The sequence below is a fragment of the Deinococcus fonticola genome, assembly GCF_004634215.1.
Taxonomy (GTDB): Bacteria; Deinococcota; Deinococci; order Deinococcales; family Deinococcaceae; genus Deinococcus; species Deinococcus fonticola.
This window is the reverse complement of record NZ_SMMH01000036.1, coordinates 1-19967: the sequence shown is the minus strand read 5'-3', so window position 1 is coordinate 19967 and position 19967 is coordinate 1. Positions and strand designations below refer to the sequence as shown.

The following is a 19967-nucleotide window of genomic DNA, read 5'->3' as shown; positions in this document are numbered from 1 at the left end:
GGCTGTTTAGCGGTGATCTTCCCCATGTTGATCTCGTGTTGTGGCTTCGTGCCAGTCGCCGCTTTCAATGAATTGCACGCCGGGGGCGTTCAGGCGCTCCGGGCGGGCGTACACGTACACCCAGGTGTCCGAGAACTGTCCATCGTCGTGGCGCACCTGAACCTGTTCCCGCGTGTAGAGGGCGGGCGTTTCGTGCAGGCCTTCGAGCCTGTCGAGGAAGGAAAGGGCCTGTTCCCAGTGGGCGGGCGTGTAAGTCAACGTGTAACCGCGCACGGCATCGGCCTCGGTTCCAGGCGTCAGGCCGGGGTAGTTCTCCGGGCTGAGGTGAAACAGGCGGTACCCGTGCAGGGTGGCGGGCTGGGCGCTGAAGGGACCGCCGCGCTGAGCGACGTGGGCATTTCTCTCGCCGGGCATCAGGGTGCCATACACGAATACCTGGGTGAGCGGGGGACTCATGTGCTCACTGTACAGGGGTGCTCCCTGTACAGGTGTAGCTCACGGTGCAGGGGGACACCAGGACTGTACGGCACTCCTCTGGAACGCCTAGACTGTGCTCTGGCTTGGCTGGGAGCCACTTTATGACGCGAATTCGCCATTTCCTGCTGTTTGGTTTCCTGTTCCTGAGTGCCCACGGGCAGGCGGAAGGGCGCGCAGAAGTGCTGCCCAGTGGGGTGTGGCACGAGAATCCGCTGCTCCGGGCGCCCCTGTCCGGGCCAGAACAGACGGGATTGGCGGCGCAGTACCGCCGGGCGCGTCCGGCCACCTTCCTGATCGCGGATTGCCCACCTGCGAAGTGCAAACCCACGGACGGCGTGGGTACCGGCTTCCTGATCGGTTCGGACGGCACGGCCCTGACGGCCTACCACGTGGTCTTTCAGGTGCGCCACCCCAGCGTGATGATGTCGGACGGGCGGCGCTATGAAGCGCAGGTCATCGGGTACGACGATCAGCACGACCTGGCGGTCTTGAAGGTCAAGGTGCCGAAAGGAACGCCTTTTCTGCCGTTGGCTGCCGGGGCGTTTAATCCGGGGGACGCGGTGATGGTCATCGGCAACGGGGGCCAGGAATTCCTGAAGGCCAAGACGGGCCGCCTGCTGGCCCTGGAGGCCGACGCCGGACGGGCCGATTTTCCGCCGGGGACGTGGCAACTGAGTGCGCCGATTATGCCGGGGGACAGTGGCGCGCCCGTCCTGAACTTCAAGGGTGAAGTGGGCGGCGTCGTCAGTTTCCTGCGCGTGTCGCCGGATGCCAATGTCATGGCGTTCGCTGTTCCCGTGGCGGCGCACGACACGCGCCTTGCGGCATTGAAAAAGGGCCTGAAAAGGGACGCCCCAATTATTGGCGTGGGGTTGAACGGCCCGGCTGCCCTGCTGTTCGACCTGCCCGCCAGCGAGTTCCTGAAGGCCACGCGGGCGCAGGGCCTCGATCTGGGCAGGACGCCGGGGGCGTTTTTTACGTCGGTCACGCTGGGCAGTCCGGCGGCGCGGGCGGGACTGAAACCTGTGAATTATCAGGGAAAAGGCGACGTGGTGACGCACGTAGACGGCGAACGGGTGCTGAACTTCAGTGAGTTTCAGTACGTGGTGCGCGAACATGCGCCCGGCGAAACGGTGACACTGACCGTGCTGCGCGGCGGGAAAACCGTGAAGTTGAAGATGAAATTGATCGGCCGCGCTACAGTCAAAAATTAAGTATTCCTCAAATATTCTGCATATGGCGTATTGACAATTCTGCTAAAAACAGAATAATGCGGGTATGGATACCCTTAAAAAAGCCGGCCTGATGACCCAGCACCTCGACCTCTTCCACCACATGCAGGATCTGCGCAGCCTCCTGCAACTCGCGGCCCACATGGAAGAACGCGGCGACCGCGCCGCCCTGATCGGTCAGGAAGGGCTGACGCTGATCGGCACGGACACCGTCAGCGACGCCAGCATCACCACCAGCAAGGGGGCCACCATCACCGCGCCCGTCGCCTACCGCCTGATGGCGCAGCTCAAGGGTTTCGACGACGAAGAGTACACGGTCAACCGCAAGGAACTCGCTGCCCTGAACGCCCGCGCCGTGGCCGAACTGGAAAGCAGCGACGCCCTGCGTGCTTTTGCCGACACGCTGGCCCGTATCAGCGCCGCGCCCCAGACCCCGGCCCAGCCCACCCAGAGTGCTGAACCCGCCCAGGCCGAACGCCCTGCGCGCGGACGCCGGGGCGCCGAGGAACAGAACGGCGAACAACCCGCGGCGTAAAGCGAGGGGAAATGGTTTGTAGGAAAACACAGGTTCAGCGGGCTGCCCGGTGCGGCCCGTTTTCTTTGGCTGCCGGCTTTGCACCATAAGCTACCCGTATGCCTTACCAGCCTATTCTCGGCACCCTCGGGTACATCCTCTCTGAAGACCGGCAGCACGTGCTCCTTGTTCACCGCAACGCCCGCCCGGAAGACCAGCACCTGGGCAAGTACAACGGCCTAGGCGGCAAACTGGAACGCGGTGAGAGCGTCAGCGCAGGCATGAAACGCGAGATTCTGGAGGAGTCCGGCCTGAGCGTGACCAGCATGACCTTGCGCGGCACGGTGAACTGGCCCGGTTTTGGCCCGAACGGCGAGGACTGGCTGGGGTTCATTTTCATTATCGACCGGTATGAAGGTGAGGCGGTCACGCAAAATCCGGAAGGCACGCTGACCTGGGAACCCATCGAGAAACTTCTGGGAGGTCAACTGCCCATCTGGGAGGGCGATAAACATTTCCTGTCTCTCGTCTTCGACGACGATCCCCGCGCCTTTCACGGCGTCATGCCCTACGAAAATGGCCGGTACGTCGACTGGCAATACGAACGGCTGTAACCTGAAGGCCTTGTTCTTGCTGACCGTATTTGAAGTCATCGTCGGTATTTTCTTATTTGTGACCTTGCACGAGCTTGGGCATGTGCTGATGGCCCGGCTGCTGGGAGACCACACCGCTAATTTTATTGTGCTGGGGAGGCGGAAAGGAGAATGGGTGCTGGCAACCACCTTTACCCGTTACGCCCAGATTGAGGACTGGGGCGGGGTAGCTGTGGCGCTGGCCGGGCCGCTCTGGACTCGATTACTGGCTGAAATGCTGGCGGTCACGCTTCTGGCCTTTGACTGGGGCGGTGTGCGTCCGCTTGTCCTGACGGTCTTCCTGATGTGCCGCACTGACCTTTGGTTGTACACGATCAGGAATTTCATCACCAGTCAACTGCTGCATCAGCCTCAACCTGGCGCAGATGTGAGCGATGCGGTGCGCGGGGTGTCCGGCCTAACTGGCATTCGTGAATTGGTTTTATTCCTGCCTCTGCTCGTGCTGGTCAGTGTTGACCTGTGGTTGGGCTGGCCTCTGATCTGGCGGTTACTGTTGAACACGCCCTGAACACACCTGCTGCACTGCCGCTAGAATCCGTAGGTTATGTCTCGTGTCTTCAGCGGTATTCAGCCTACGGGTGAGCCTCACATTGGCAATTACTTTGGCGCGATGCGGAATTACGTGCGTCTGGGCGAGCAGTTCGGGAAGAACAGCATGTACTGCGTGGTGGATTTGCACGCGATCACCAACCCGAACGCCTTTGACCCGGCGACGCTGGCCGAGAAAACGTATGAGATGGCCCTGGCCAATTTCGCCATTGGCCTTGACCCCAGCCAGGTGATTTTCTTCGTGCAGTCGCACGTGCCGGAGCACCACGAACTGAACTGGATTTTCACTTCCATCACGCCGGTCGGTGAACTGGAGCGCATGACGCAGTACAAGGACAAAGCCGGGCAGTTCGAGAGTATTCCCAGCGGCCTGCTGATGTACCCGGCCCTGATGGCCGCCGACATCCTGCTGTACAAGGCCGACACCGTGCCGGTCGGTGAGGATCAGGATCAGCACCTGGAACTGACGCGGGAAATTGCGCGGAAATTCAACCATCATTTCGGGCAGACGTTCCCCGAACCCAAATCCGTGCACGACCCCAACGCCCTGCGCATTCCCGGCGTGGACGGCAACGGCAAGATGGGCAAGAGCAAGGGGCCGACCAGCACCATCGGCATTCTGGAGCCTCTGGACGCCATCTGGCAGAAGCTGCGCGTGGCCCCCACGGACCCGGCCCGCGTGCGCCGCACCGACCCCGGCAACCCGGACGTGTGCCTGATCTTCGATTACCACAAGCTCTTCTCGGATCTGGACACCATCCAGCTGGTCGACCGCGAGTGCCGCACCGCCGGCATCGGATGCGTGGACTGCAAGAAGAAGCTCATGGAAGGCGTGACCGCGCACCTTACGCCCATTCAACAGCGGGCCGAGGAGCTCCGCACCGACCCTGACTACGTAAAGGACGCCCTGCGCCAGGGCGCCCAGGAAGCCCGCGCCATCGCGCGGCCCGTCATCGAGGAAGTGCGCGAGAAAGTCGGGTTCCTGAAACTGTGACGGTGCTGAGACTGTGACGGTGGCTGGGGGCAGAAGGCCAGGGGCAGCGGGCCAGAATCCCCTGCGCCCTCTGCCCTCCGCCTTCTGTGTCCGTTTACCTGTGTTCGAGGGTTCCCTGGCGGAGCTGGCTGCCGCTCTGCGTTCCGGGCAGGTGACGCCGGCCGAGGTGCCGCTGCTGAGTCTGACGCGCGAGGTGCTGGCCTGGGTGCAGGAGGTGACGGGGGAGAGTGCGGCGGCATTCGCCGATCACCACCCGGACTTGCTGCCCACGCTGGCAAACGTCATTGCCCTCAAGGCCCGCTTGCTGCTTCCCCAGCCTGAACCCGAGGACGTCCCCGAAGATCCCCTCGACGAACTGCTGGAGGAAGTGGTGGAGGGCGTGGAGGCGCTGGCAGAACTGGATTCGCTGGTGGCTTTTCTGGCGGCCAGGCGCGAGGAACGCGCGGGCCTGATTCCCGCCCGGCCTGTTCCGGTGGAATTGCCGCGCCGCGAGCGCAGGCGCAACCCGCAGGGCAGCCTGGCGAAACTGGTGAAGGCCGCGCAGAACGCCGTGCGTCAGGTGGAGGTGCCGCTGCTGGCGCGTGAACGCCTGACGCTGGCCGACGCCCTGAAAGCCTTGCGGGCCTTCGGGACGCGGCTACAGACCTTCACGTTCCGGGGCATTCCCACGCAGGACTGGGGCGAGCAGACCACCTACTTCGCCGCGCTGCTCGAAGGCGTGAAGGAAGGGACGTTCAGCGTCCAGCAGGACGAGGTGTACGGGGACATTCAGGTGCAGTCGCACATCGTCGACTGAGCGCCGACTGTCCTGTTTGCACTCAGTACAGGATTCTCTGAACGCTGATTCAGGGAATGCTAGCGTGAGTGACGTGAAGAACATCGGCATCACCGCGCTTGGGATGTACGCGCCGCAGCGGGTCGTCCACAACCAGGAGTTCGAGTCGCGTCTGGGGATCGAGGCGGGCTGGATCGAGTCGCGCAGCGGCATCCGGCAACGCCGCTTCGCCAGCGACACGGAATTCACCAGCACCCTGGGCGTGAAGGCCGTGCAGGACATGCTCTCCCGCGACCCACAGGCGCTCAGGGACGTCGACCTGGTGATCTACGCGACGTGTACCCCCGACGCCATGTTTCCCAGTACGGCCGCGCTGGTGGCCGGGCAGGTGGGCCTGGCGGGCGTGGGCGCGTACGACCTGTCCACCGCGTGCAGCGGTTTCGTGTACGGCCTGAGCATGGCCCGCGGCATGATCCTGGGTGGCGGCGCGAAGAAAGTGCTGGTGCTGGGCGGCGAAACCCTCAGCAAGGCGCTGGATCAGAACGACCGCGACACCGCCATCCTGTTCGGCGATGGGGCCGGGTGCGCGGTGGTGGGCGAGGTGCCCGAGGGCTACGGCCTGCAGGACTTTGTGCTGGGCGCGGACAGCGCGGGTGGCCCGGCGCTGTACATCTCCAACCTGGCGAACGCCTTCCCGGACGGCACGCCCATGCGGGCAGAACCCACCATGAACGGGCGCGAGGTCTTCAAATTCGCCGTGCGCGTCCTGGGCGACAGCGGGGCGCAGGTGCTGGAAAAATCGGGCCTCACGAACGCCGAGGTGGACTGGCTGGTGCCGCATCAGGCCAATATCCGCATCATCGAGGCCGCCGCGCAGCGCTTCGGAATCCCCATGCAGAAAACCGTCATCAACCTGGACCGCTACGGCAACACCAGCGCCGGCACCATTCCCCTGGCCCTGCACGAGGCCGTGAACGACGGGCGCATCAAAGACGGCCAGCAACTGCTGCTGGTGGCCTTTGGCGGGGGCCTCAGCTGGGCCGCCTGCACCCTGAAGTGGTGGGCCGGAACCCCCACCCTGAACCCCCAGAACAGCCCGGAGGAGATCGACGCATGACCACCCCCAACACTGAAAGCCCCAGCACCCAAGGCCCCAGAATTGCCGCCCTGTTTCCCGGTCAGGGTTCGCACGCCGTGGGCATGGGCGTCGACCTGACCCAGCACTTCCCGCACGCCGAGGAGGTGTACGCCACCAAGGAAGCCACCCTGCCGGGCCTGCGCGAGCTGGTGGAAGTCGGCCCCTTCGACGAACTGACCCTGACCGCCAACCAGCAACCCGCGCTGGTGGCCGCCTCCGTCGCCGCCTACCGCGCGTGGCAGGCGCACACCGGCCTGACCCCCATGGTCGCGGCCGGTCACTCGCTCGGCGAGTACAGCGCCCTGGTCGCCGCCGGCGTGCTGCCCCTGGAAGACGCCCTGCGCCTGACCCGCCGGCGCGGTGAACTGATGCAGCAGGCCGTGCCGGAAGGCGTGGGGGCCATGAGCGCCGTCATGGGGGATCCCGCCGTGGTGATCCAGGTGTGCCAGGACACCGCCGGAATCGTGCAACCCGCGAACTTCAACGCCCCCACGCAGACCGTGATTTCCGGCGAGAAAGCTGCCGTGGAAACCGCCAGCGCCGCCCTCAAGGCGCGCGGCCTGAAGGTCATTCCTCTGAAGGTCAGCGCGCCCTTCCACTGCCAGCTCATGCAACCCGCCGCCGAGGGCCTGGTGGGCGACCTTCAGGCCACCACGTACGGCCCCTACGCCTTTCCCGTGGTGGCGAACGTCACCGCCGAGCTGAGCGACGACCCCAAACACACCGCCGACCTGCTCGACCGCCAGATCACCGGGAGCGTGCGCTGGGTGGAAACCATTCAGACCCTGGCCGGGCTGGGCGTGGACACCTTTATCGAATTCGGCCCCGGCACTGTGCTGACGGGCCTGCTCAAGCGCATCCTGCCCGAAGCGCGCGCCATCAACGTCGGCACGGCGCAGCACATCAAGGAATTCGAGCTGTAACCGTAAACTTGTTCGGGCCTACCAGGAATGCTTTACCCTGTCAGGCATGACGCCTGAATTCACGCGCTTTCCTCGTGCGGGATGGGCCAGGTGATGTCCGGTTCCTCGCGGTCTTTTGCACTGCCGTGGGCGCGCAGGCGGGCCGTTTACCAGGGCCAGGCGGGGCATATCGACGCGGACTCGTTCGAGTTGCTGAATGTCACGGGCCCCACGCCACCTTTATTCGAGGTGATTCCGGGTGTGCCGGCTGAATCTATGGTGGTGGACGCCCAGGGGCGCGTGAAACCCCGCCGTTTCGGCCCCGGCGCGCAGGGCGTAGGGGAGCGGTTGATTCACCTGGTGTTCGGGGTGCTGCTGGGCAACCCGCTGGTGGTGGGGCTGACCCTGCTGGCCCTGTACGGCGTTTTCCGTTCGGTGGCGGCCATACTGGAACTGGAGACGCCGCATGACGGGGTGTGGTTCACGGCGAGCGTGTTCGTGGCGGCGCTGCTGGCCCGCTGGGCTTACCGACAATACCTGCTTGGCGGAATGGAACGCTTCGTGCAGGCAGCCCGCACCACCCCGGAACTGACCCTGCAACTGGGGCTGACACGCCAGCCCGCGCAACAGGCTTACCGCTTGGAGGTTCGCCGCACCGACCACCCCCTCAAGGTCGAGAAAATCCTGGAACGCCACGGGGAAGTGTGGGTCACCTTCCGCGACCTGAGCGCCGAGGAACGCGCCGAAATCGCTTCCGCCATCGGGCAACGCAAATTGAAAGAACATCTGTAAACGCCGCGAGTTCAGAAGAGGAAGGTGTTGGCTGGCCGGGGGCTATCCACCTTGCTCCTTTACACTCAGGGCATGAGGAATGTCACCCTTGCCGTGCTTCTGCTGGGCCTTACTGCCACTGCGCAGGCGAGCGCTGCCTCCACCCTGGGCGGTCAGTGGCAGGGGCAGGCGGGTGAACAGAGCATTCACCTGACCCTGGCGCAACAGGCTGACAACTTGACTGGCACAGCTGACCTCAGTTTCGCCTGGAACACCGCCGAAAGGCAGTTCGACGTGACCGGGCAGTTAGGCACGGACAGCGCCGATCTGAAGCTGCTGAACGCCAGCGGCCAGCCGGTGTATCTCCTCGCCTGCCGGTTCACCACCGGGTGGCATTGCACGCTGTCCGCAGAGAGTGGGGTGAGCAACCCCAGGCCGGGCATAGCTCTGAGTGCCGCGTGGGCCTGGGCTTTCGCGTTGAACGCCGTTCAGTGACCTGCGCGACATTCTGGCCCATGCCTTAACCTGTCAGGCATGACGGAAAACAATATTCAGAAGGTGGCCCTGGTCACGGGCAGCAGCCGTGGCCTGGGCAAGGCCATGGCCCTGAAACTCGCGCAGGACGGTTTCGCCGTGGCCGTCCACTACGGCCGCAACCAGGCCGAGGCCGAGAAGGTCGCCGCCGAGATCACCGCCGCAGGCGGCCAGGCGGACGTGTTCGGCGCTGACCTTTCGCAGCCCGCGAACGCCGGGAAGCTGGTGGACGAGGTGATCGCGAAGATGGGCCGCCTGGACGTGCTGGTCAACAACGCCGGCATCACGCGCGACACCCTCGCCATTCGCATGAAGGACGAGGACTGGGACGCCGTGATTCAGACCAACCTTTCGAGCGCCTTCACCGCCTGCCGCAGCGCCATCAAGCACATGATGAAAAACCGCAGCGGACGCATCGTGAACGTCAGCAGCGTGGTGGCCCTCGCCGGGAACCCTGGACAGGCCAATTACATCGCCAGCAAAGCCGGCCTGATCGGCCTCACCAAAGCCCTGGCCAAGGAGTATGGCGGGCGGGGCATCACCGTGAACGCCATTGCCCCCGGCTTCATCGAGTCCGACATGACGGCCGAACTGTCCGAGGACACCAAAAAACAGTATCAGTCGAACATTCCCCTGGCCCGCTTCGGCCAGCCCGGGGAAGTGGCCGCCCTCGTCGCTTTTCTCGCCAGTGACGGCGCCGGGTATATCACCGGGCAGACCATTGGCGTGGACGGCGGCATGAACCCGCACTGAGGCCGGGGGCCAGTGGCTGATGGACTGGTGGGCTGGGGACAGAACTTGCTAAGTCACAGCAAAAACTGAAGCTGAGCCTGCCACGGTGCGCCCCTGGTCTTCTTTACACCCCGTTCAGTTTCACTCCCTTTTTGGGCGGGGCGCGTGTAGACTGGCTCAGAATTCAAGTTCAGGAGGACATAAACATGGCGACATTTGATGATGTGAAAGAAGTGATCGTGGACAAGCTGGGCGTGGATGCCGACAAGGTCATGCCGGAAGCGCGTTTCGTGGAAGACCTGGGCGCCGACAGCCTGGAAACCGTGGAACTCATCATGGGTTTTGAAGACCGCTTCGGCATCACCATTCCCGACGAGGAAGCCGAGAAGATCCGCACCGTGCAGGCGGCGGTGGATTACGTGGAAAGCAACCAGTAAACCGCGCAGAGAAACGTGGCGGGGCGCGGTTTTCAGGCCGTGTTCCGCCTCTTTTGTGGAGGTGAAATGACAGTTACGGGTTTGAAGCGGGTGGTCATCACGGGCCTAGGTCCGGTCACGCCCATTGGCATCGGGGCGCAGGAGTTCGTGGAGGCGCAGCGGGCCGGGAAAAGCGGCATCGCGCCCATCACGCACTTTGACGCGAAAGACACCGCCAGCAAGATCGCCGGGGAGGTCAAGGTCAGCCTGGTCGCCTGGGTCGACCCGAAGGAAGCCCGGAAACTTGACCGGGTGGTGCAACTGGCCCTGGCCGGCGCAGAGCTGGCGGTGCAGGACAGCGGCCTGAGCGCAGAGGACATCCGGGCCGAGCGCGAGCGGGTAGGGACGCTGGTGGGCAGCGGCATCGGCGGCATGAAGACCTTCGAGGATCAGGCGCGGGTATACGTGGAGCGCGGCGCAGGGCGCATTTCGCCCATGTTCATTCCGATGCAGATCGCCAACATGGCCTCCGGTCACGTCGCCATGCGCTTCGGGGCCATGGGGCCGAGCAGCACCGTCGTGACGGCCTGCGCCACCGGCACGGGCGCTATAGGCGAGGCTGCCCGGTACATCCAGCTGGACATGGCCGACGTGATGATCGCGGGCGGCACCGAAGCGTCCGTGACGCCCATGGCCGTGGGCGGCTTTTCCAACATGAAAGCCCTGTCCACCCGCAACGACGACCCCGAGAGGGCCAGCCGCCCGTTTGCCAAATCCCGTGACGGGTTCGTGCTCGGCGAAGGCAGCGGCATCGTCGTGCTGGAGGAATACGAGCACGCCAAGAAACGCGGCGCGAAAATCTACGCGGAAGTCGTGGGCTTCGGCGTCAGTGCCGACGCACACCACATCACCATGCCCGCCCCCGAGGGAGCCGGGGCGCAGCTCGCCATGAAAATGGCCCTGCGCACCGCCGGCGTCAACCCCGAGCAGGTGGGGTACATCAACGCGCACGGCACCAGCACGTACTTCAACGACCTGCACGAAACACAGGGCATCAAGCACGTGTTCGGCGACCACGCGAAGAAGCTGGCCATCTCCAGCACCAAGAGCATGACCGGCCACCTGCTGGGCGCCGCCGGGGCCATCGAGGCCATTGCCGTCGCGCAGGCGCTGTCCGGCGGGATACTGCCCCCCACCATCAACCTGGCGGGCGACCCGGATCCGGAACTCGATCTGGACTACATCCCCGAAGGCGCCCGCGAACAGCAGGTCGAGTACGCCCTCAGCAACTCCTTCGCCTTCGGCGGACAGAACGCGGCCCTGTTGTTCAAAAAAGTGTGAGCGGGCAGTCGTGAGGGGTGCCCTGATAGGACGTCACCTGAGTTGACCGGGCAGGCCAGCTCTCATCCCTCATACGCTTGCGCCGACAGCTCGCCTCAGCAGAGAACCGGAGGCGGGCACCACCTGTCGATCTTCACCTGAAACCGAATCCTGTCTGCAGGCTGGGGAAAGCGACCCCAGTCTGCTTTTTTCATGGTTCATTGACCCATTTGCGGCCCTCTGCCGGGGGGGGCGAGGGGTATGGTGGCTGTGACCGCTCCGCGCCTCACCCTGCCCCCTCACCCTGCGCCTGACCTTTTCCTGACAAGTTTGCTGCCCTATGAGAGGAGTGACGTCCTTGCCCACCAAATCCCCCACGAAACCGAAGAAGACGAAACTGACCTCGAAGGCCAGGATCAAAGACAGAATTCAGCCGGTGCCGGAGGGCGGCAGCGACGTGCCGGGCGTGACCCTCAGCACCGCCGCGAACCCCGAGAGTCAGCTGCTGAACCGCGAGATGTCGTGGCTGGCCTTCAACGAGCGGGTGCTGGCCGAAGCGCGTGACCCGCGCAATCCGCCGCTGGAACGCCTGAAGTACGCGGCCATCTGTGGCAGCAACCTGGACGAGTTTTTCATGGTGCGGGTGGCGGGCATTCACCGTCAGATCGCGGCGGGGGTGCACACGCCCAGCCCCGACGGCCTGCTGCCCCGCGAGGCCCTGAAGCTGGTGCGTGAGCGCACGCACGTGATGCTGCGCGAGGTGGAACGCACGGCGCAGGCGGTTCTTCAGGAACTGGCGGCGGCGGGCGTGGTGATCAGCCGCGTGGCCGACCTGGACAAGCAGGCCCAGGCGCACCTGCGCGAGCATTACCTGGCTGAGATTCAGCCGGTGCTCACGCCCCTGATCGTCGATCCGGGCCACCCCTTTCCGTACCTCAGCAACCTCAGCCTGAACCTGGCGGTGCTCCTGAAAACCCCCGGCGGCGAGGAGCCGGACTTTGCCCGCGTAAAAATTCCGGTGGGTATCCTGCCGCGCGTGGTCAGCGTGGGCAGCCACCTGCTGCTGCTGGAGGACGTGATCGCGGCGCACATCATGGACCTGTTCAAAGGCCGCAAGGTGCTTGGGTCTTACGTGTTCCGCGTGACCCGCAACACCGATTACGAGTTCGAGGAAGAGGAAGCCGAAGACCTGCTGGCCACCATCGAGGACGCCCTGCGCCGCCGCCGCTTCGGGGCCGCCGTGCGCATGGAAGTCGAGCGCGACACCTCGGCGGACGTGCTGGAATTTCTTCAGGAGAAGCTGCACCTGAACCCGGCCGACATCTTCCTGCTGGACGGCCCGCTGGGCACCGCCGACCTGATGGGCCTGCCGGTGCAGCGCCCGGACCTGAGTTTCCCGCCGTTCAACCCGGCCGTGGCCGACCTGGAAGGCGACGAGGACGACGGGGTGTTCGATACCCTGCGCCAGGGCGACGTGCTTTTGCACCACCCGTACGACAGCTTCACGAACATCCTGCAATTCCTGGAGGAAGCCGCCCGCGACCCGCAGGTGCTGGCCATCAAGCAGACGCTTTACCGCACCGGGGACGACCCCAGGCTGCTGGGGGCGCTACGCACCGCCGCCGAGAACGGCAAGCAGGTGGTGGCGATGATCGAACTCAAGGCCCGCTTCGACGAGCAGCGCAACATCAGCTGGGCGCGCAAACTGGAACGGGCCGGGGCACACGTCGTGTACGGCGTGATGGGCCTGAAAACCCACGCCAAAGTCACCCTGATCGTGCGCCGGGAGGAGGGGGGCCTGCGCCGCTACGTGCACATCGGCACCGGCAACTACAACCCCAAGACCGCCCGCCTGTACACGGACCTGAGCCTGCTGACCAGCGACCCGGAACTGGGCGCGGACGTGGCCGAACTGTTCAACCACCTCACCGGCTCGGCCGCCGCCGAATACACCCACCTGCTGGTGGCGCCCGACACCGCCCGCAGCGGTTTCGAGGCCCTGATCGAGCGCGAGATCGAGCACGCGCAGGCGGGGCGCGAAGCCTGGATCAAGGCCAAGTTCAACTCGCTGACCGACCCCGGCATGATCGAGGCCCTGTACCGCGCCTCGCAGGCGGGCGTGGGCATTGACCTGATTCTGCGCGGCGTGTGCTGCCTGCGCCCGGGCGTGCCCGGCCTGTCACAGACCATTCGCGTACACAGCCTGCTGGGCCGCTACCTGGAACACGCCCGCATTTTTGCGTTCGGGAACGGCGGCCAGGAGGAAGTGTATTTCGGCAGCGCCGACTGGATGAGCCGCAACCTCGACCGCCGCGTAGAGGTCATCGCGCCCGTGCTGGACGACCGCAACCGCCAGGCTTTTCTGGAGATCCTGAGCACCGAATGGCACGACGAGCGCGGCAGCTGGACACTGGGCGAGGACGGCCGCTACGTCAAATGCCCCGGCGACCGCAGCGCCCAGGCGCAATTTGCCGAAGCGAGGATATGAGGGGAGTGGGCTGAACACTGCCGGCTGGAAGGTGGAAAAGCCACCTACCAACCGTGTTTTCTCCAATCCAGATCCCACGGCTTACCGCGCATTACCCTTCCCGCAGCCACGGCCAGCGGCGCTGATAATCCCTGACTTTCGCCGCATACAGGCCCGGCGAGTGGTTCAGCGCGTTCCATTTCAGCAGTCCGGCCTGCATGTCGCTCAGCCCGTAAGGGGCGTACACGTGGCCCCGGGCGTCGATGGCCAGGCAGGTGCATTCCACCAGAAACTGCAACACGCCTTCCCGCGCACTGGTCAGTGGGGGGCGGTTCAGGCCATGCTTGGGGTTGAACCACAGGTGAACCCGCGCCTGGTTGCGTACCTCGATGGGCGCGTCCAGATCGGCGAACAGGGCGGCGGCACCCCGGATGACGGCATCCTCGGCTTCATAACTGAGGTCGGCCGCCCAGTAGAAAAGGTCGTAATCCTTGATGTTCTCTGTCGCAGGGCGGCCGGTCTGCACGTTCCAGACCGTGCCGAACAGAGAACCGGCGACCAGCATGGCCTGCGGCGCGAACTTTTCCAGTTCCGGCAGGCGGTCGAGAATGGCGGCGTTCACCGGGTTTTCTCGTACCAGTGCGACGAATTCTGCCTCGGTCATCGCTTCTCCCGGACGGCAGGCGAAAGGCCGAAGCCGGGCCAGGCGTCCTCGACGCGGTTCACGAAGAACTGCCCTCGAGCGTCCGGCAGTACCAGGCGCTGACCTTCACGCCGAACCAGCCCGGCTTCCAGAAAACGCACCTGCCGTTCCAGCAGGCGCCACAGGTTCTCGGCCAGCACGTAACGCGGTCTGGCGTTTGGCCCGAAGGTTCGGATCTCGCCGTGGCCGGCCCGGTTCACGCCCACGTGGTCACCGTTCAGGATCCACAGGGGCAACCAGTCCTGCGGCCCGCTGCTGGAAGTGTACGAATTGAACGGCACCACCCGTCCCTGCGCGTCCGGCAGGCCAAAGGTGGCGCTGTCCTGCCGCCCCAGCTCATCGATGGGGATGAAAGGCAGGCCCAGCACCTCGCCCCAGTCGGCGTGACGCGAGTACAGATAAGCGACTTCCTCCGGCAACTCGCGCCCCAGGCGCTCCGCGGCGGCTTTCAGTTGCGCTGGGCTGGCCCCGGCCGGCAGGGTAGACCACAGGTCCGGATGATGGGCCTGCAACCACCGTTCCAGGCGTTCCATCAGCTCCGGCCAGGAGGGTTCCTCAGCGGGGCCGTCCTCGCGCCGATTGCGGGGTGAATGGCCGAAACCGGGGTACAGTTCCGCCAGCAACTGATACCCGTCGAGGGCCATGCCGTTCTCGCCTTTCAGTTCCACGCTCCACATGTCGCCCTCGTACCCGCCCAGTTTCTTCAATTCCAGTCGCGCCTCTTCCAGACGCTGCAAATATGTCCGCAGAAAGGTGCTGACGTCCGGCGCGAGCACGAAGCGGTGTTCCTCGTCGCGGCCCGAGGTCATGACCTGCCCCACCTGCCCGGTCACGTCCGGCCACAGGTCAACGCCCACAAAGTTGCCGCCTCCGTCACTGAGAAACGGAATCCAGCCGGGACTGGCGTACTGTTCCCGAATCGCCCCGGTGGGATGAGACACCGTGTAAATTTCGACGTTCATGGACGCATTTTCTTCGGCAATGTCCTTCCAGCCTTTCCAGTCGTGCTCGACTTCATTCAGTGGCATGAAGGCCAGGCCAAGGACGCCGCCCACGGACCAGTTCTGACCGTCGTGCCAGCGGTACAGGGCGCGGAAGTCGGCGGGCAAGGTCAACCCGCTGCGTTTCTCGAAGGCGTCCAGTTCAGCGTCCCTGACGCCGGGGCGCAGGGTGGCGTGAACCGCCGGGACGTACCGCGCATACCAGGCGTCCAGGCGGCGCAGCACTTCCGCCAGGTCTTTCGGTTCCGGGGCCAGTGTCACCTCGACGGGCAGCGGCGTGTCTCTGGCAGTCATCCCCTGCACTGTACGCGGGAACAGACCCGTGACACCCACACCAGCAGCGCACCCGCCAGGAGAGGCCACCCGCGCCGCTTCACGCAGGCTCAGTATTGAGTAAATCAGTGCTGAGCAAAGAAGGAAAGTGATCTATGCAGGCCCAGTCGCGTTGCCAGCCGGCCCAGGTGTGCCCCAGACGCAGGTCCGGCAGAAGGTGCGCGGGCACCGCCAGACCCCTTGCGCCGACGATGGCACCGACCACGCAGGCCACCGTGTCGGAGTCGTCGCCCAGCCGCACGGCCGGTTCCACGCACGCCAGCCACGTGTCCGCACGGGCGTGCGCCAGGGCAGCTTCCAGCGTGTCCGGCACGAAGCCACTTTGCGAGGTGAGCTTGCCGTCCAGGCCACTTCGCACGCGGGCGCGAACCTGGGCGCGGGCTTCCCGTTCAGCTTGGCTGAAGGCGTGATTCGCCTCGTAGGTTTCGATGCCCAGCAGCTCGGCGTCCAGCAGCGTCCGGCGGGCGTCCAGGCCGTCCATGACTTTCAGGGCGGCCTCTGCGGCGGCGCGGTACTGCTGGCCGGCGGCCAGTTCGTCCAGAAAGGCCGTGAAGAACACCGAGGCGAACACACAGCGCGGGTCGGTGTGCGTCAGGGCCGTAACCAGGGCCGATTCGCGCGCCAAATCCGCGCCACGAAAGCCCTCTATCCACACGGCGGCAATACGCATCAGGCCGCCGTTTCCGGCACTCTGAAACCCGCTGCCCTGCCAGGCCTGCACGCCGCCGTTGAGGGTGCCGTAGCGCAGGGCCGAGCGCGTCAGCCCGCCCACATCCGGCGGCCCGGTGGCCAGCCACTCGCGCAGGCCCGCCAGCACCCCCTCCAGGCCAGTTCCCTTGCGGTAGCCCAGCAGGGTCGCCACGGCCATCTGCGTGTCGTCGGTCGCCTCGCCCGGCGCGAAGCCGAACACGCTGCCCTCCTGATACGTGGTGATGCTCTCACCGTACCGCGCCCGGATGGCCTCCGGCGTCTTGAACTCGGTGGCGGCCCCCAGCGCGTCGGCTGCGGCCAGAGAGAACAGGGTCCGTAAGTTGCTCACGTCCCATTCTCGCAGAGCCACGGAAAGCCCCACGGGTCACTTGCGCACAGGGCGTCTCCCCGGCCGGCGTGGTGAACGCGCACCGGCAGGGGAAAATCCTGCGGCTTCACAGGCAGGCACATCAGCGGTTCAACGGGATTGGGATTGACCCAGTGGGGTTCCTGCACGGTGCCCAGCCCCGGCCAGTCGTAAGCGGGCATCTGTATAAAGCCGTCCGGCGGCAGCACGTACACGAAGCCGGGCGTCAGCAGGGTGCGGCCATCGGACACGGTACCCCAGCGCGGCGCCAGGGAAAGGAAGTACTTCATCTCCCCGAACCCGAAGCCCGTGCAGGATTGCAGGGCCATGTTCAGCATGCGTTTCACCTGCGGGCCGCGCAGGGCGTACATCATGGCCCATAGGCCATCGGACGCCGCGAACACGCCGGTGCGTTTGCTGAAGGCGTCGGGACTCAGGTCGTGCGGTGGGCGCGGCTCGAATAAGGTGATGTCATCGCGTTTCGAGCCGTGCAGCAGGTAACCTTTTTGGGCAAGCCAGTCGAGGAAAAGCCAGTGCGGTACGCCAGCGGGCAGCAGATTCGCGTCCCGCTCCTGCAAGGCCACCTTGAACGCTTCCTCGGTGTGAGCGGACAGGTTCACCATCGGGGCTTCCAGCATCCAGTCAGGCATGGGAGTTCAGCATGACAGGAGCGGGCACCGTCGGAAATAAGCTCTATGGCCTGTTCATGAATGCGCCGGGCACCGTGAACGGGGATGATATTCACATCATGCCCAGGCCGAAGTTCGATTACTCGCTGCATTACGCGGAACTTGACCTGCGCCGGCACCCGGAGCTGTACCGCGTCGGGATCGGCGAACAGGGCGTGCTGCTGGTGCAACCGTACAAGGGCGAGATTCTGCCGCACTGGCGCTTCGCCACGCCGGACGCTGCCCGCGAGAGCAGTGAGAAAATCTATGCCCTGTTCCTCGACTACCTGGCGGCGGGAGATTTCGTGGGCGCGGACATGGCCCGTAAATTCCTGCAAATGGGGTTTACCCGTGCGCGGCGCTACGCCAACCACAAGGGCGGCAAGAAGTACGACGGCCCCGTGCCGGACGACAAGAAGGGCCAGTCGGGGGCGCACGGCCGGCCCGAGTTGCCGCGCCAGCCCGAAGACCCGGTCAAGGCCGAGTCGGCCCGCATCTTCAAGGCGAAGTGGGACGAGGCCGAGGCCCACCCGCAGTACGCCGCCATGAAGAAGGCGCACCGTGAACATTACGGCTGAGGAGCTGTGGGCCAGGCGTCGCTGAGGCGCTCTGTGCTGGGACTTTCCGCTGACCTTGAGTGAAGTATGCTGAGGTTATGACAGTTTCCTTCCCTCAAGTTACGCGTGGAGTGGGCTTATGAGTTGGCTGGAGCGCCTGCGCGACGGCCTGAGCAAGACCCGCCGGCAGATTAACGACACGTCCGGCGCGCTGGGGCAGGACGTGCGTGAGGTGTTCACGAAGCGCCTGGACAGCATCGAGGATCTGGAGTACGCCCTGATTTCCGCCGATGTGGGCCGCGCCGCCACTGACGAGATCATCGAGGACATGCGTAAGACAGAGGGCGGGAACCTTCAGGACGCGCTGATGCGGGCGCTGACTCTTCAACTGGAACCCAACGCCCGCCGCGCCGAATTCCGCAAGCTGGGCTTTGCGCCGGACGTCAACCGCAGCAAGGTGGAACCCAGAGGACACGTGGTCATGGTGATCGGCGTGAACGGGGTGGGCAAGACCACCACCATCGCCAAACTGGGCCAGTACTACATGCGCCAGGGCAAAAGCGTGATGTTCGCCGCCGGCGACACCTTCCGCGCTGCCGCCGGCACACAGCTGGGCGTGTGGGGCGACCGTCTGGGCATACCGGTCATCCAGGGGTCGGACGGCGGCGATCCGGCGGCGGTGGCCTTCGACGGTGCCTCGGCCAGGAAGGCACGCGGCACCGACCTGCTGTTCATCGACACGGCGGGCAGGCTACACAACAAGCACAACCTGATGGAAGAACTGAAAAAGGTATGCCGCGTGGTCGAGAAAGCCGACCCCGGCGAACCGGCCGAGACCTGGCTGGTGCTAGACGCCGTGACCGGACAGAACGGCCTGCAGCAGGCCAAGAAATTCCACGAGGCCACCCCGCTGACCGGCGTGATCGTCACGAAGCTGGACGGCACCGCCAAGGGCGGCATTCTGGTGCCCATCGTGCGTGAACTGGGCGTGCCCATCAAGTTTATCGGTGTGGGGGAACGCGCCGACGACCTGCAACCCTTCGACAGTCAGGATTTCGTGCGCGCCCTGTTCGACGTGGATATCCCGCGCAGCTGAGGCCAGGCACGGCGCGGGTTCGCTGCTGAATCCGGGGAAAGTCCTTGCAAGCAGCGAGCGCCGGCCGCGCTCCATTTCGTTTAGTGCGGCCGGTGGACGGCCTGTTGTGCAGCTTGATGACGGTGTCAACTGCTTACTGTGTCAACAGATCACTGTGTCCGCTGTTTACTGGGCTGTCCACAGCGCCGCCGGGCCTTGCGGCTCGGGCTGCACGGTGTAAGGCCGGGCGGTCTGGTGGCGTTGCCAGCGTTCCACGGCGCGTTCCATGCGTTCCTGACCTTCGGGCCACACCAGGAAGTGACTGAACACCTGCGGCAGGGGGGTGGACAGCTGGTGGCGAACGTCGGCCATCACCACCCCGCCCTGCTGCGCGAAGGCCGGCAGGCGGCCCATCACGAACGGCCAGTGCCCCCCCAGGTTGCGGCCCGTGAACAGCATCTGCGGGCCACTGCCCAGCAGGGAGCGAAAGGAGTTGGTGGCGGCCGTCAGGTCTTCGCGCAGGCGCTCGGGCGCGGTGCCGGGTCGCAGGGGCGGCAGGGCGGCGGTGCGCACGGGGTTTAATTCCAGCAGATCGGGCAGATCCAGGAAGGCCGTGTCCTGCGGGGCTCCCAGCAGAATCACGGGAATCTGCTGCTGGTTGGCCTGTTGCAGAAAATGCGCGGTGAGGTGCATGACGTCCAGTGGCCCGCCCACCAGCGCCAGGTGACGGCGCAGCGTGTCGGCCGGCAAGACCAGCCCACCCGGCGTGGTGAGTTGAAAGGAGGGCGCGGCCGGAGCCGCCTTGGGACGTTGGAAGGGGTTTCGTGTCATGCGAGGGCTTCTTTCACAGCTGCCCCATCATACGGGCCGCAGGTCACCGGGGAACATTGAAAATCTGGCATGCTCGGACAGCGACCTTCACGTAATGGCTGGGTCGGCCAGGCCATTGCCGCGCCCTCGGCCCAGAAACATGAAGAACGGCGATTAGGGGTTGACAACGAAGGGCGGAGGTGCGAAGCGTAAGTTGTAGGCGGCAACGATGAGGGCCACCTTCAAGCGTAAGGCCGTCCAGGTTTTCACCTGCCCCCAACGCAATCCG

General features: G+C 65.0%; 22 protein-coding genes. 16 read left to right on the top strand and 6 right to left on the bottom strand.

The features are described 5' to 3' along the window. Positions 1-6: 6 nt before the first annotated feature. Positions 7-456 carry a gamma-glutamylcyclotransferase family protein gene (locus E5Z01_RS16290; protein WP_135230324.1) on the bottom strand — a complete coding sequence of 150 codons (450 nt, stop codon included), beginning with the start codon at positions 454-456 and terminating at the stop codon, positions 7-9. Between the two features lie 122 nt (positions 457-578). On the opposite strand from E5Z01_RS16290, the gene E5Z01_RS16285 reads away from it, so the two are divergent. From E5Z01_RS16285 to ppk1, 14 genes are all read left to right on the top strand, one after another. Next, positions 579-1691: a S1C family serine protease gene (locus E5Z01_RS16285; protein WP_135230323.1), complete on the top strand. Its 1113-nt coding sequence runs from the start codon at positions 579-581 to the stop codon at positions 1689-1691. Between the two features lie 64 nt (positions 1692-1755). After that, positions 1756-2244 (top strand): multidrug DMT transporter, encoded by a 489-nt coding sequence (locus E5Z01_RS16280; RefSeq protein WP_135230322.1) that lies wholly within the window; start codon positions 1756-1758, stop codon positions 2242-2244. A 98-nt stretch (positions 2245-2342) separates the two neighbouring features. Continuing rightward, a complete protein-coding gene (locus E5Z01_RS16275) occupies positions 2343-2837 on the top strand; it encodes an NUDIX hydrolase (protein WP_135230321.1) in 495 nt (164 codons plus the stop codon). Positions 2838-2847: 10 nt separating this feature from the next. After that, on the top strand, positions 2848-3384 hold the full coding sequence (locus E5Z01_RS16270; RefSeq protein WP_135230320.1) for a zinc metalloprotease: 537 nt from the start codon (positions 2848-2850) through the stop codon (positions 3382-3384). A gap of 36 nt (positions 3385-3420) precedes the next feature. Further along, a complete protein-coding gene (gene trpS, locus E5Z01_RS16265) occupies positions 3421-4419 on the top strand; it encodes a tryptophan--tRNA ligase (protein WP_135230319.1) in 999 nt (332 codons plus the stop codon). Positions 4420-4519: 100 nt separating this feature from the next. After that, complete coding sequence (locus E5Z01_RS16260; protein ID WP_338069164.1) at positions 4520-5215, top strand: segregation and condensation protein A; 696 nt, start codon at positions 4520-4522, stop codon at positions 5213-5215. A 73-nt stretch (positions 5216-5288) separates the two neighbouring features. Next, positions 5289-6311: a ketoacyl-ACP synthase III gene (locus E5Z01_RS16255; RefSeq protein ID WP_135230333.1), complete on the top strand. Its 1023-nt coding sequence runs from the start codon at positions 5289-5291 to the stop codon at positions 6309-6311. Beyond that, entirely contained in the window at positions 6308-7255 is a 948-nt protein-coding gene (gene fabD, locus E5Z01_RS16250) for an ACP S-malonyltransferase (protein WP_135230318.1), read from the top strand. The genes E5Z01_RS16255 and fabD overlap by 4 nt, the downstream gene beginning before the upstream one ends. Before the next feature lie 93 nt (positions 7256-7348). Then, on the top strand, positions 7349-8026 hold the full coding sequence (locus tag E5Z01_RS16245) for a hypothetical protein (RefSeq protein WP_135230317.1): 678 nt from the start codon (positions 7349-7351) through the stop codon (positions 8024-8026). A gap of 72 nt (positions 8027-8098) precedes the next feature. Next, positions 8099-8500, top strand: a complete 402-nt coding sequence (locus tag E5Z01_RS16240) for a hypothetical protein (protein WP_135230316.1) — start codon at positions 8099-8101, stop codon at positions 8498-8500. A gap of 39 nt (positions 8501-8539) precedes the next feature. Then, positions 8540-9292, top strand: a complete 753-nt coding sequence (fabG, locus tag E5Z01_RS16235) for a 3-oxoacyl-[acyl-carrier-protein] reductase (protein ID WP_135230315.1) — start codon at positions 8540-8542, stop codon at positions 9290-9292. A 185-nt stretch (positions 9293-9477) separates the two neighbouring features. Next, positions 9478-9708, top strand: a complete 231-nt coding sequence (gene acpP, locus E5Z01_RS16230; RefSeq protein ID WP_119765532.1) for an acyl carrier protein — start codon at positions 9478-9480, stop codon at positions 9706-9708. Positions 9709-9774: 66 nt separating this feature from the next. Continuing rightward, positions 9775-11028, top strand: a complete 1254-nt coding sequence (gene fabF / locus E5Z01_RS16225) for a beta-ketoacyl-ACP synthase II (RefSeq protein ID WP_135230314.1) — start codon at positions 9775-9777, stop codon at positions 11026-11028. Between the two features lie 406 nt (positions 11029-11434). Beyond that, a complete protein-coding gene (gene ppk1 / locus E5Z01_RS16220; RefSeq protein WP_420810858.1) occupies positions 11435-13495 on the top strand; it encodes a polyphosphate kinase 1 in 2061 nt (686 codons plus the stop codon). A 91-nt stretch (positions 13496-13586) separates the two neighbouring features. On the opposite strand, the gene E5Z01_RS16215 is transcribed toward ppk1, so the two are convergent. From E5Z01_RS16215 to E5Z01_RS16200, 4 genes are all read right to left on the bottom strand, one after another. Next, positions 13587-14138 carry a nucleotidyltransferase family protein gene (locus E5Z01_RS16215; protein WP_135230312.1) on the bottom strand — a complete coding sequence of 184 codons (552 nt, stop codon included), beginning with the start codon at positions 14136-14138 and terminating at the stop codon, positions 13587-13589. After that, positions 14135-15472, bottom strand: a complete 1338-nt coding sequence (locus tag E5Z01_RS16210; protein WP_135230311.1) for an SMI1/KNR4 family protein — start codon at positions 15470-15472, stop codon at positions 14135-14137. The genes E5Z01_RS16215 and E5Z01_RS16210 overlap by 4 nt, the downstream gene beginning before the upstream one ends. Before the next feature lie 79 nt (positions 15473-15551). Next, complete coding sequence (locus E5Z01_RS16205; RefSeq protein WP_167757971.1) at positions 15552-16550, bottom strand: ADP-ribosylglycohydrolase family protein; 999 nt, start codon at positions 16548-16550, stop codon at positions 15552-15554. Further along, complete coding sequence (locus E5Z01_RS16200) at positions 16547-17218, bottom strand: hypothetical protein (protein WP_135230310.1); 672 nt, start codon at positions 17216-17218, stop codon at positions 16547-16549. Before E5Z01_RS16200 ends, E5Z01_RS16205 begins: the two co-directional genes overlap by 4 nt. A gap of 98 nt (positions 17219-17316) precedes the next feature. Between E5Z01_RS16200 and E5Z01_RS16195 the strand changes: the two genes are divergently transcribed. Both E5Z01_RS16195 and ftsY read left to right on the top strand, forming a co-directional pair. Then, positions 17317-17814: a DUF4385 domain-containing protein gene (locus E5Z01_RS16195; protein WP_167757972.1), complete on the top strand. Its 498-nt coding sequence runs from the start codon at positions 17317-17319 to the stop codon at positions 17812-17814. 118 nt (positions 17815-17932) lie between these two features. Beyond that, positions 17933-18889 carry a signal recognition particle-docking protein FtsY gene (gene ftsY, locus E5Z01_RS16190; protein ID WP_119765546.1) on the top strand — a complete coding sequence of 319 codons (957 nt, stop codon included), beginning with the start codon at positions 17933-17935 and terminating at the stop codon, positions 18887-18889. Positions 18890-19054: 165 nt separating this feature from the next. On the opposite strand, the gene E5Z01_RS16185 is transcribed toward ftsY, so the two are convergent. After that, positions 19055-19699 (bottom strand): hypothetical protein, encoded by a 645-nt coding sequence (locus tag E5Z01_RS16185; RefSeq protein ID WP_135230309.1) that lies wholly within the window; start codon positions 19697-19699, stop codon positions 19055-19057. Positions 19700-19967 lie beyond the last annotated feature (268 nt).

Excerpts from the sequence above, each read along its gene's own strand:
- E5Z01_RS16275 (WP_135230321.1), top strand. The coding sequence starts at position 2,343 with ATGCCTTACCAGCCTATTCTCGGCACCCTCGGGTACATCCTCTCTGAA.
- E5Z01_RS16245 (WP_135230317.1), top strand. The coding sequence starts at position 7,349 with ATGTCCGGTTCCTCGCGGTCTTTTGCACTGCCGTGGGCGCGCAGGCGG.
- fabF (WP_135230314.1), top strand. The coding sequence starts at position 9,775 with ATGACAGTTACGGGTTTGAAGCGGGTGGTCATCACGGGCCTAGGTCCG.
- E5Z01_RS16280 (WP_135230322.1), top strand. The coding sequence starts at position 1,756 with ATGGATACCCTTAAAAAAGCCGGCCTGATGACCCAGCACCTCGACCTC.
- acpP (WP_119765532.1), top strand. The coding sequence starts at position 9,478 with ATGGCGACATTTGATGATGTGAAAGAAGTGATCGTGGACAAGCTGGGC.
- fabG (WP_135230315.1), top strand. The coding sequence starts at position 8,540 with ATGACGGAAAACAATATTCAGAAGGTGGCCCTGGTCACGGGCAGCAGC.
- ftsY (WP_119765546.1), top strand. The coding sequence starts at position 17,933 with ATGAGTTGGCTGGAGCGCCTGCGCGACGGCCTGAGCAAGACCCGCCGG.
- E5Z01_RS16210 (WP_135230311.1), bottom strand. The coding sequence starts at position 15,472 with ATGACTGCCAGAGACACGCCGCTGCCCGTCGAGGTGACACTGGCCCCG.
- E5Z01_RS16195 (WP_167757972.1), top strand. The coding sequence starts at position 17,317 with ATGCCCAGGCCGAAGTTCGATTACTCGCTGCATTACGCGGAACTTGAC.
- E5Z01_RS16290 (WP_135230324.1), bottom strand. The coding sequence starts at position 456 with ATGAGTCCCCCGCTCACCCAGGTATTCGTGTATGGCACCCTGATGCCC.
- E5Z01_RS16285 (WP_135230323.1), top strand. The coding sequence starts at position 579 with ATGACGCGAATTCGCCATTTCCTGCTGTTTGGTTTCCTGTTCCTGAGT.
- E5Z01_RS16200 (WP_135230310.1), bottom strand. The coding sequence starts at position 17,218 with ATGCCTGACTGGATGCTGGAAGCCCCGATGGTGAACCTGTCCGCTCAC.
- trpS (WP_135230319.1), top strand. The coding sequence starts at position 3,421 with ATGTCTCGTGTCTTCAGCGGTATTCAGCCTACGGGTGAGCCTCACATT.
- fabD (WP_135230318.1), top strand. The coding sequence starts at position 6,308 with ATGACCACCCCCAACACTGAAAGCCCCAGCACCCAAGGCCCCAGAATT.
- E5Z01_RS16240 (WP_135230316.1), top strand. The coding sequence starts at position 8,099 with ATGAGGAATGTCACCCTTGCCGTGCTTCTGCTGGGCCTTACTGCCACT.
- E5Z01_RS16215 (WP_135230312.1), bottom strand. The coding sequence starts at position 14,138 with ATGACCGAGGCAGAATTCGTCGCACTGGTACGAGAAAACCCGGTGAAC.
- E5Z01_RS16185 (WP_135230309.1), bottom strand. The coding sequence starts at position 19,699 with ATGACACGAAACCCCTTCCAACGTCCCAAGGCGGCTCCGGCCGCGCCC.